9 protein-coding genes and 1 pseudogene are annotated in these 10,053 nt (G+C 66.2%); 5 read left to right on the top strand and 5 right to left on the bottom strand.

Going from position 1 to position 10,053, the window contains the following annotated elements:
• The 3 genes from DBZ45_RS14940 to DBZ45_RS14930 form a co-directional block, all read left to right on the top strand.
• The coding region (locus DBZ45_RS14940; protein ID WP_146617529.1) for a molybdopterin-dependent oxidoreductase at positions 1 to 980 on the top strand (980 nt) is incomplete at its 5' end.
• 24 nt (positions 981 to 1,004) lie between these two features.
• Entirely contained in the window at positions 1,005 to 2,021 is a 1,017-nt protein-coding gene (locus DBZ45_RS14935) for an asparaginase (RefSeq protein ID WP_111904674.1), read from the top strand.
• A 28-nt stretch (positions 2,022 to 2,049) separates the two neighbouring features.
• Positions 2,050 to 2,451, top strand: coding sequence for a sterol carrier family protein (locus tag DBZ45_RS14930; RefSeq protein ID WP_111904673.1), 402 nt, complete (start codon positions 2,050 to 2,052; stop codon positions 2,449 to 2,451).
• 97 nt (positions 2,452 to 2,548) lie between these two features.
• On the opposite strand, the gene DBZ45_RS14925 is transcribed toward DBZ45_RS14930, so the two are convergent.
• Positions 2,549 to 4,027 (bottom strand): cation:dicarboxylate symporter family transporter, encoded by a 1,479-nt coding sequence (locus DBZ45_RS14925; RefSeq protein WP_111904672.1) that lies wholly within the window; start codon positions 4,025 to 4,027, stop codon positions 2,549 to 2,551.
• 190 nt (positions 4,028 to 4,217) lie between these two features.
• Positions 4,218 to 4,742, bottom strand: a complete 525-nt coding sequence (locus DBZ45_RS14920; RefSeq protein WP_223257098.1) for an endonuclease domain-containing protein — start codon at positions 4,740 to 4,742, stop codon at positions 4,218 to 4,220.
• 71 nt (positions 4,743 to 4,813) lie between these two features.
• Between DBZ45_RS14920 and DBZ45_RS22980 the strand changes: the two genes are divergently transcribed.
• Positions 4,814 to 5,218 carry a hypothetical protein gene (locus DBZ45_RS22980; RefSeq protein WP_190243147.1) on the top strand — a complete coding sequence of 135 codons (405 nt, stop codon included), beginning with the start codon at positions 4,814 to 4,816 and terminating at the stop codon, positions 5,216 to 5,218.
• A gap of 158 nt (positions 5,219 to 5,376) precedes the next feature.
• Here DBZ45_RS22980 and DBZ45_RS14915 read toward each other — a convergent pair whose 3' ends face one another.
• Genes DBZ45_RS14915 through DBZ45_RS14905 form a run of 3 tightly spaced genes read right to left on the bottom strand, consistent with a single transcriptional unit; the run spans position 5,377 to position 8,502 of the window.
• Complete coding sequence (locus DBZ45_RS14915; protein WP_111904671.1) at positions 5,377 to 6,138, bottom strand: SDR family oxidoreductase; 762 nt, start codon at positions 6,136 to 6,138, stop codon at positions 5,377 to 5,379.
• A 27-nt stretch (positions 6,139 to 6,165) separates the two neighbouring features.
• Positions 6,166 to 6,909 carry an aspartate/glutamate racemase family protein gene (locus tag DBZ45_RS14910; protein ID WP_111904670.1) on the bottom strand — a complete coding sequence of 248 codons (744 nt, stop codon included), beginning with the start codon at positions 6,907 to 6,909 and terminating at the stop codon, positions 6,166 to 6,168.
• A 27-nt stretch (positions 6,910 to 6,936) separates the two neighbouring features.
• Entirely contained in the window at positions 6,937 to 8,502 is a 1,566-nt protein-coding gene (locus DBZ45_RS14905; RefSeq protein ID WP_111904669.1) for an NCS1 family nucleobase:cation symporter-1, read from the bottom strand.
• Between the two features lie 325 nt (positions 8,503 to 8,827).
• Between DBZ45_RS14905 and DBZ45_RS14900 the strand changes: the two are divergent.
• Positions 8,828 to 10,053: pseudogene (locus tag DBZ45_RS14900) on the top strand (pyruvate dehydrogenase (acetyl-transferring), homodimeric type); the annotation flags it as partial.

Raw genomic sequence — 10,053 nt, 5'->3', positions numbered from 1 at the left:
CGCGCAGCAACGTGGCGCAGGCACGCGAGTCCCTCCGGCTGCCGGCGCCTGGCCGGCCCGCAGCCGCGGTGCCCGCCGGCGTGCAGTCGGCTACGCCCGGCGTGACGCCGTGGCTGACGCCCGGCAAGGACTTCTACCGGATTGACACCGCCCTCAGCGTCCCGGAAATCAGGGCGGAGGAGTGGGAACTGCGCGTGCACGGGCTGGTGGAGGAGGAGGTCCGGCTCACCTTCCAGGACCTGCTCGACGCCGACCTGATCGAGTCCCATGTGACCCTCACCTGCGTCTCGAATCCGGTGGGCGGCAACCTCGCCGGCAATGCCAGGTGGCTGGGGCTCCCCATCCGCGAGGTACTCAAACGGGCCAGGCCTACTGCCGGCGCTGACATGGTGCTCTCCACCTCGATTGACGGGTTCAGCGCCTCCACGCCGCTGGAGGTCCTGCAGGACGGCCGCGACGCCATGCTTGCCATCGGCATGAACGGCGAGCCGCTGCCGCTGGAACACGGCTATCCCGTGCGCATGGTAGTGCCGGGACTGTACGGGTTCGTGTCCGCCACGAAGTGGGTGGTGGACCTTGAGGTGACCCGCTTCGCCGACAGCAAGGCCTACTGGACCCAGCGCGGCTGGTCGGAGCGCGGACCCATCAAGACGATGGCCCGGGTGGAGGTACCCAAATCCTTCGCCGTGGTGAAGGCCGGGAAGGTGCCCATCGGGGGCACCGCCTGGGCCCAGACCCGGGGTATCCCCAAGGTCGAGGTGCAGATCGACGGCGGCGACTGGACCGAGGCAGTGCTCTCGGAGGAGGCCTCCGTGGATACCTGGCGGCAGTGGTCCTTCGCCTGGGATGCCACGCCCGGCTCGCACTACATCAAGGTGCGGGCAACGGACGGAACCGGTGAGGTGCAGACGGAGAAGCGCGCGGATCCGGTGCCGGACGGCGCATCCGGCTGGCAGTCGGTCATGGTCACCGTGGAGTAGGCTGCGGCACCATAGACTGGGCCCATGGCCCTAACTTCGCACGCCACGTTCACTGTGGATTCCGCCGTCGAACTCGCCGTGGTTGAACGAAGCGGATTCGTGGAGTCCCGCCATATCGGGGCGGCCGTGGTGCTCGCCGCGGACGGCCACGTTGTCACCCAGCTGGGCGACATCTCTACCCCCATCCTGGCCCGGTCCACGCTCAAGCCCCTGCAGGCGCTGGCGGCCATGCAGTCCGGCGTTCCGCTGCGCGGCGCCCAAGTGGCCCTCGCCTGCGCCAGCCACACCGGATCGCTCGACCACATGGACGTCGTCGAAGGCATGCTTAAGGCCGCGGGCGTGAAGGAGGACCAGCTGCAGTGCCCTGCCGCCTGGCCGCAGGACGAGACGGCACGCACCTGGCTGACCCAGTCTGAGCGGGGCAAGTCCCGGCTGGCCTTCAACTGCTCGGGGAAGCACGCGGCCTTCCTGTGGGCCTGCACCGAAAACGGGTGGGACACGCACAGCTACCTGGAGCCCAACCACCCTCTGCAGCAGCGCATCCGCACGGTGATCGAGGAGTATTCCGGCGAACAGATCGCGCACCTGGGCATCGACGGCTGCGGCGCACCGGTGGCCGCCATCTCGCTGACCGGCCTGGCCCGCGCCTACTCCCTGCTCGCCAAGGCCCCCTCCGACAAATCCGCCAACGCCCGCGCTGCCACCATCGCCACCTCCATGCTGGACTACCCGTGGGCGGTCCAGGGCAGGGGCGAGGCCAACACCATCGTGATGGAGGAGCTCGGCGTCATCGCCAAGATCGGCGCCGAGGGCATCCTGGTCATGGCCACGTCCCAGGGGGTCTCCGTGGCCCTCAAGATGCTCGACGGCAACCTGCGGGCCACCTCTCTGGTCGGGCTGACGCTGCTGGCCGCCTGCGGAGCCGTCGATATCCCTGGCGTGTCCAGCGTGCTCGAGAAGGTGGTGGAGCCGGTCCTCGGCGGGGGCCGTCCTGTCGGCAAGATCCGCCTCGGCCACGCCGTCTCGGCCCTGCTGGACTAACGTACTTTTAGTTTTCAAGGAGGCACCGGTGGCAGTTGCGCGCCGCAGAATTGACCCGGCCGACGGCCAAGCGGCCCTGAACGAATGGGCGGCAGGCGCCGTCCCGCCGTCGGACGCTGTACCAACGGATACGGCTGCTGCGGCCGTCCCCCGTTCGGTGATTGCGACGGCGGTGCGCTATTCGCTCGAGGAGGTCACCGCCCGCGCGCCCGGGAATTCGGTGGAGGTGCGGGTGCCGCCGTTCGGCGTCACCCAGTGCGTGGAAGGCCCGCGGCACACGCGCGGTACTCCCCCGAACGTCATCGAGTGCGACGCCGCCACTTGGCTTGCGATGGTGACCGGGCGGCTGAGCTGGGCGGACGCCGTCAGCGCCGGGCGCGTGGCAGCCTCCGGCCTGCGCGCCGACCTATCGGCGCTGCTCCCGCTCTGATGCAGTACGGCTAAACGCAACAGGACTTAATGCAGCAGGACCCGCTCCAGACTGAACTGCTCAGCCCGGGCGGGATCCTGCCGTCAATTCTCTGACGTTATTCGTGGTTGATGGCTGCCGACGGCCTGCTCATCTGGAACTCGGGCATTTCACCCGGGTTCGGGCCGCCGCGGAACTTGGGCGAAGCCTCCCCGCCCCCGCTGATCCGCTCCAGTTCCTGCTCCTGGAAGTCCTCCTCCACGCCGAGCATTACGGCCGAATCGTGGTTGGTGATTTCGCCGCGGAATGCCCGGACCATGACGCTGCGGTCGAACTGGCCCTCCCACTTGGAAACCACGAAGGTTGCCACGCAGTTGCCCAGCAGGTTGACCACCACGCGCATGGAGTCCATGAGCCGGTCGGCCCCGAGGAGCAGGGCGACGCCGGCCACCGGGAAGATTCCGAGCGCGGCTGCCGTGGCGGACAGTGCCAGGAAGGACGAACCGGGAACGCCGGCCATGCCCTTGGAAGTCAGCAGCAGGACACCGAGGGCCGCGAGCTGCTGGCCGAGGTCCAGGTGGTGGCCGAAGGCCTGGGCGAGGAACAGCAGGGAGATGGACAGGTAAATCGCCGCACCGTCCAGGTTGAACGAGTAGCCCGTGGGCACCACCAGGCCGGTGGTGGCCCGGGAGCATCCGGCATTCGTCAGCTTGGTCATGATGCGCGGCATCACGGCTTCCGTGGAGGCGGTTCCCAGGGCCAGCAGGAATTCCTCGCGGGTGTACTTGAGGAACTGCCACAGCGGAACCCGGGCGAAGCTCCAGGCCACGACGAACAGGAGCCCGATGAAGATAACAGCCGCGCCGTAGCAGGCGGCGATCAGCATGGCGTAGGTGCCGAGGGTGTCCAGCCCGTACTGGCCGATGATGAAGGCCATGGCACCGAACGCACCGATCGGCGCGACCTTCATGATCCAGGACATGATCTTGAAAACGAGTTCCAGGACCGTCTCCATGAGGCTGACCACCGGCAGGCACCGCTCGCGGCCGATGACGACGATGGCGGCACCAAAGAACACCGAGAAGAAGAGGACCTGCAGCAGGCTGTTGTTGGCGAAGGCGCCGATAACGCTGGTGGGGATGACGTCCAGGATGAACGCCGCGGCGTCCTTCGGCACGGCGTGGCCGGTCTTGGCGTCGAGGGCCTCCTGGGACAGGGTGCTCGGATCGATGTTCAGGCCCGCTCCGGGCTGGACGATGTTGCCGACAACCAGGCCGAAGACCAGGGCGAAAAGCGTGGCCGCTGTGAAGTAGAGAAGAGCCTTGACTCCTACCCTTCCGACCGCCTTGACGTCGCCGACGGCCGAAATTCCCGTGACGATCACGAGGAAGATCAGCGGCGCGATGATCATCTTGATGAGCTGGATGAAGCCGTCACCGAGCGGCCTCAGTTGAGCGCCTAGGTCCGGCCAGAAATGCCCTATGAGAACACCTGCCACGACGGCGATCAGAATTTGGAAGAAGAGCGACCTATACAGGGGCTTCTTCTTCGACGGCACCGAACTCGCCTTCAGCGCCGAGGAATCTGGGATCTTCATTGATCTGTACCTATCAATTGGGAACTGCCCCGGATCGGGGTCTGTCTCCAACGTAACCCCGGTCACACTATTCCGCAAGAGGAAATCTAGTTTTCACAATGTGGAACTGCTTTCACCGGTCACAATTGAGTTTTTGTCCACTTGTTGGGACTTTGAAGCCCTCCAACAGCCGATATCTGGACAAAAACGCCTACCGCTGCCAGCCCTGTTTGCGCAGCGCCTGCTTCACCCGCGAGACGACCCACTCCCGTCCATGGCCCATGTCGATGCTGTTAACTTTGACCTGGCGCCAGCCCGCATCCGACACCCGCTGGTCGCGGTACGCGTCCAGCGCCTGCTGCTCGGGGGTCAGGTGATGCAGCCCCTCGTACTCGATGCACGTCCGGAACCGCGGGCAACCCAGGTCCGTCCAGACCAGCCTGTTGAGCACGTCGTCCACCCGGCAGTTGGGCGTGAACTCCGGCAGCCCGGCGTCGTCCAGCAGGAGGCGGAGCTTGCTTTCCGGCGGCGAATCGACGCCGACGCGCAGCAGGTCGAGGGCAAGGCGCGCCATCCGCACGCCGTTGATGCCGTTGGCGCCGTCCACGAACGTCCGAAGCTCGGCCAGCGGCACCATGGCGACCTTTGGCGGCCCGAAGTGCCTGGCGAGCTCGCTGATGATGGCATCGCCGGCCACCACAAGGTCGTCGATGGGCAGGACGGAGGCGAGGTCCACCAAGTCCGGGCCAGGGAAGTCAGCCTGAGCCCGTCAATCTCCACAACATCGCCCTCGCGGATCTTGAGCCGGTGCCCGGCGACGCCGCGGCGGCGCGGCAGCGTGCCGCCGTTCTCCCTGGCGAGATGGAGGAACCGTCCGGGCTCCCGGGAGTGCGGACCGCTCTTCTTGCCCCATGGCACAGGCTCGACGACGGCGGTCACCGGCCCTCCGCCGTCGGGCCTGAACTCCGCCCACGGCGGCAACGGCACGCCGTGGACTTCCGCCGCGGTGACCAGGCTCGCGAAGACGTCCGGACCAAGGGCGGTGTGGGAGCGGACGAGGGCGGGAAGGTCAGGACTGCACGACCTTGGCACGCGGATGCTCCTGCTTGGGCGGCGCATGTCACGGGCAAAGAGCCTGCCCGCGGGGACTCCGGCGTCCGCCGCTTCGGGCACGACGAAGGGCCGGCTACTGATTTCCTCGGGCAGCGGTGACAATCTGGTCATGCTCCATTGAGGCACCTCAAGGACGCCTGCGGGACGTTATCCACAGGCCGGACTTCGAGGCCACGAGGTTTTGTCCAGATATTCGCCGCTGAGGGGCGTTTAAGCCGCGATATGTGGACAAAAACTCGGAGAGAAGGAAGAAAGCGTTAGCCACGGCCTATGAAGGGCATCCCCGCGGCCGTGATCACCACCGAGCCCACGCTGGCCGACGGCGGCATGCCCGCCATCATCAGCACCGCACGGGCCGCGTCCTCCACCGGGAACATCGGTTCCACCCTGCGGCTTCCGTCGGCCTGGAGCGCCCCCGAGCCGACCCCAATGGTGTCCATGATTTCCGTGGCGGTGTTGCCGATGTCGATCTGCCCGCAGGTGATCCCGAATTCGCGGCCGTCCAGCTCTATACTCTTGGTCAGGCCCGTCATGGCGTGCTTGGTGACGGCATAGGCGACGGTCCGTGGCCGGGGTGAATGTGCGGAGATCGAGCCGTTGTTGATGATGCGGCCACCCTGCGGTGACTGCGACTTCATCGCCCGGACGGCCGCCCCGGCGCACAGCACCGAACCGGTCAGGTTCACCGCGACGGTGGCCTCCCAGTCCGCCAGGCTGATCTCGTCCACCGACGCCGCCGGTCCAAAGACGCCGGCGTTGTTGAACAGGACGTCCACCCGGCCCCAGCGCCGGAGGATTGTGGCGAAAAGTCGTTCGACGTCGTCGGGCACGGTGACATCGCACGGCACCGCAAGCGCCTCCGGGTGGCCGTCCGCCGTTTCCAGGAGCTGCTGTTCGCGGCGGCCCGCCAGGGCCACCCGGTAGCCGTCCGCCAGCATTTGCCGGGCAACCGCCCGCCCGATGCCGGATCCGGCGCCGGTGACGACGGCGACGCGGCCGGGAGTGGCTGGAACGGTCATGCTGCTTCTCCTGAAATTGTCGAAAACCTACGCGGTGGTCGAAACGCTATTCGCCACCAGCGGCCAGCCTATGACGGTCTTGGGCCGCGGCGTGGCGTACGTCCGCACCTTGGACGTGGAGAGCTGCATCCGGACCAGGGACTCCGCGATGGTCACGGCGGAGCCAACGCCGTCGACGACGGGGACGCCCGCGCGCTGCCGGATCTGTTCGTCCAGTCCCGCCATGCCGCCGCAGCCCAAGACGATCACCTCGGCCTTGTCCTCCCGGACGGCAAGCAGCGCCTGGCTGATGATGGCCTCGACCGCCCGCTCCGGCTCCTCCTCCAGTTCCAGCACGGCCATCCCGCTGGCCCGCACCGAAGCGCAGCGGGCGTCGAGGCCGGCCAGCTTCAGCCGGTCCTCGATCAGCGGCACGGCCCGGTCCAGGGTGGTGACCACGGAATACTTGTGGCCCAGGAACATGGCCGTGCTGGCCGCCGCCTCGGTGATGTCGACGACGGGCACGTCCAGCAGCTCCTGCAGCCCCTCCCGGCCGTGCTCGCCGTAGCCTGCCTGGATGACGGCGTCGAAGGGTTCGGGGTAATTGACCACCCGGTCCATCACGGCGATCGCGGCCAGGTAGCTCTCGAAGTTGCCTTCGCAGGAGTCGGCGCCAAAGCGCGGTGTGATGCCGACGATTTCGGTGCCGGGCGCCGCGATGCTGCGCGCCTGGGCGGCGATGGAGTCGGTCATGGACTGGGTGGTGTTGACGTTCGCGACGAGTATGCGCATGGTGTCTTCCTGGGGGTGGGTGGCTGCTTAGTGGGTACTGGCGACGGCGATCGCTTCGCCGTCGGCGTCCTCAAAGCGCTGCCGGCGGTCGGCGATCACGTAGTAGCTCAGCGCACCGACGCCGGCACCGAAGAACCAGGCGAACGGCGCGGCGGCCTCGAAGACCGGGAGGAAGGCGACGAGGATGGCCAGGACGGCCGCCGGGACCAGGGCGATGATGGCCCGCGGGTTGACGCCCCTCTTGTAGAAGTAGGCACCGGCCGGGTCCTCGCTGTACAGCTCGGGGACGTTGACCTTGCCGCGGCGGAGCAGCCAGTAGTCGGCCATGACCACGCCGAACAGGGGTCCGAGCAGTGCGCCGAGGCCGCCCAGGAAGTACACGATGACGAGGGGGTTGTTGTAGAGGTTCCACGGCAGGATGACCAGGCCGATGGTGCCGCTCACCCAGGCCGCCCGGCGGAAGTTGAGCCGCTTGGGGAAGAGGTTGGTGAGGGCATACACGGGGGCCACGAAGTTGGCCATGAGGTTGACGGCGATGGTCAGGATGAGGATCGCGAGGCAGGCCAGCACCAGGAACAGCGTGTTGGGGATGCTCTGGACGATGTCCGACGGCGTTTCGATGATGGTGCCGTTGATCTTGTACTGTCCGCCAGCCAGGACCACCACGATGGCGCCGAACAGGAGCATGTTGATCGGAATGCCCCAGAAGTTGCCGCGCACGATGGACTTCTTGGAGACGGCGGAGCGGGTGAAGTCGCAGAAGTTCAGGACGAAGGTTCCGTAGATGGACACCCAGAGGGCACCGCCGGCGAAAATGGTCCGCCACATCTCGCCGCCTTCGAGGCCACGGATGCCGGTCCACTGGATGGAACCGTGCGCCTCGGTGAATACCCAAATGGCAAGCAGGACCATGGTCAGCAGGATGACCGGACCGGCGAAGGCCTCGTATTTGCGGATCATCTCCATGCCGAAGCTGACGATGACGAGCTGCACAATCCACAGCCCCACGAAGGAGATCCAGCCCAGCGTCGACAGGCCGAGGATGGAGTTGGTGTCCAGTTCGTGGAGGGATGGAACCATGGCCACCAGCATGACCCGGAGCACCACGGAGGCGAGGAACGTCTGGATACCGAACCACGCCACGGCCACCGCGCCGCGGATCAGGCTGGCGAGCTGTGCGCCGCGGATGCCGAAGCTGATGCGGCTCATGACGGGGAACGGGACGCCCGTTTTCTGCCCCATGAAACCGGAGAAGCTGAGCAGCACGAAGAGGAGTGCCGCTCCGATCGCCAAGGCCGTCAGGATCTGCCAGCCTCCGAGGCCAAGGGAAAAGAGTCCGACGGCGAACGCATAGTTCCCGAGGCTGTGCACGTCATTCGCCCACAGGGTGAAGATGCTGTACGCCGTCCAGCGGCGCCCTTGCCGCCTGGTGGGTGCGAGGTCGGTGTTGTAGAGGTTGGGGCTGATGTCGCGGTCGGCGGCGGCGCTGGCCGCTTCGCACAGGGCGTCGACGCCGGCGGCGGGATGAACCGGCTGGCCCGACAGCGGCGTCGGGCCTTCCGTTTCGACGCCGACTGAGGGGGTCGTCTGCATCTGGTTCTCCGGTTTCTGGGATCTTCGCGGTGGTGAGCCCTCGATCGAACGATCATGACCGGCCGATTATTGCTGTTATTCCACATCGCGAAATAAACTTGTTGAATAGTGAAATAAGCGTATGACCTGCATCACCTTAGGGTCAAGAAGCCAATTGCCCAAGCGGTCACAATCCGTCCGCTGGGTTGAGCGCAACACGGTACTGCCCGAAGTGCAGACCGGCGTTTGACCCGGATCGAACTGGCCGGATAATCTCGAATAGCAAGAATGTTTTCTCACAGTACGAAAACATGAGCCCAACATTCAAAGATGAAACGAGGCTGCCGTGGCTGCAGGAGAAGATACCTCCCATATCCTCAGCGGGTTGACTAACCAGCTGCCTGATCGTGATCCGGAAGAGACCGCCGAGTGGGTTGAGTCCCTGGACGCGCTGATCAGGGAACAGGGCACGGAGCGTGCCCAATACATCATGCGCAGTCTCCTGCAGCGTGCCGGGGCGCAGAGCGTCGGGGTTCCGATGGTGACCACCACGGACTATGTGAACACCATCCCGGTGGACCAAGAAGCGGAATTCCCGGGCAACGAGGAGTATGAGCGCCGCTACCGGGCGTACATGCGCTGGAACGCCGCGGTGATGGTGCACCGGGCGCAGCGGCCCGAGATCGGGGTGGGCGGGCATATCTCCACCTACGCCGGCGCCGCGACCCTGTACGAGGTCGGGTTCAACCACTTCTTCCGCGGTAAGGACCACCCCGGCGGCGGGGACCAGGTGTTCTTCCAGGGCCACGCGTCCCCGGGCATGTACGCCCGCGCGTTCATGGAAGGCCGCCTCTCCGAGGAGGACCTGGACGGGTTCCGGCAGGAAAAGTCCAAGGAAGGCCACGCCCTCTCTTCCTACCCGCACCCGCGGCTGATGCCGCACTTCTGGGAGTTCCCGACCGTGTCGATGGGCATCGGCCCGATGAACGCGATCTACCAGGCCCAGTCCAACCGGTACCTGCACAACCGGGGCCTGAAAGACACCGCCGACCAGCAGGTCTGGGCGTTCCTGGGCGACGGCGAAATGGACGAGCCCGAGTCCCGCGGCCTGCTCCAGCTCGCCGCTAACGAGAACCTGGACAACCTGAACTTCGTGATCAACTGCAACCTCCAGCGCCTGGACGGGCCGGTGCGCGGCAACGGCAAGATCATGCAGGAACTCGAGGCGTTCTTCCGCGGCGCGGGCTGGAACGTGATCAAGGTCGTCTGGGGCCGGGAATGGGATGACCTGCTCACCCGCGACGCCGACGGGTCCCTGGTGAAGATCATGAACGAAACCCCGGACGGGGACTACCAGACCTACAAGGCCGAATCCGGCGGGTTCGTCCGCGAACACTTCTTCGGCAAAACCCCACAGACCAAGGACCTCGTCGCGGACCTGACCGACGACGAGATCTGGAACCTCAAGCGCGGCGGGCACGACTACCGCAAGGTCTACGCCGCGTACAAGGCCGCGACCGAATTCAAGGGCAAACCCACCGTGATCCTGGCCAAAACGGTCAAGGGCTACGG

Origin of the sequence: Arthrobacter globiformis (genome assembly GCF_003261175.1) — a bacterium.
Classification (GTDB): domain Bacteria; phylum Actinomycetota; class Actinomycetes; order Actinomycetales; family Micrococcaceae; genus Arthrobacter; species Arthrobacter globiformis_A.
Note: the sequence above shows the minus strand (reverse complement) of the source record. Positions and strands in the feature narration are given on the sequence as shown.

Coding starts and splice junctions, on each gene's coding strand:
- DBZ45_RS14935 (WP_111904674.1), top strand. CDS start 1,005: ATGGCCCTAACTTCGCACGCCACGTTCACTGTGGATTCCGCCGTCGAA.
- DBZ45_RS14925 (WP_111904672.1), bottom strand. CDS start 4,027: ATGAAGATCCCAGATTCCTCGGCGCTGAAGGCGAGTTCGGTGCCGTCG.
- DBZ45_RS14915 (WP_111904671.1), bottom strand. CDS start 6,138: ATGACCGTTCCAGCCACTCCCGGCCGCGTCGCCGTCGTCACCGGCGCC.
- DBZ45_RS14910 (WP_111904670.1), bottom strand. CDS start 6,909: ATGCGCATACTCGTCGCGAACGTCAACACCACCCAGTCCATGACCGAC.
- DBZ45_RS14905 (WP_111904669.1), bottom strand. CDS start 8,502: ATGCAGACGACCCCCTCAGTCGGCGTCGAAACGGAAGGCCCGACGCCG.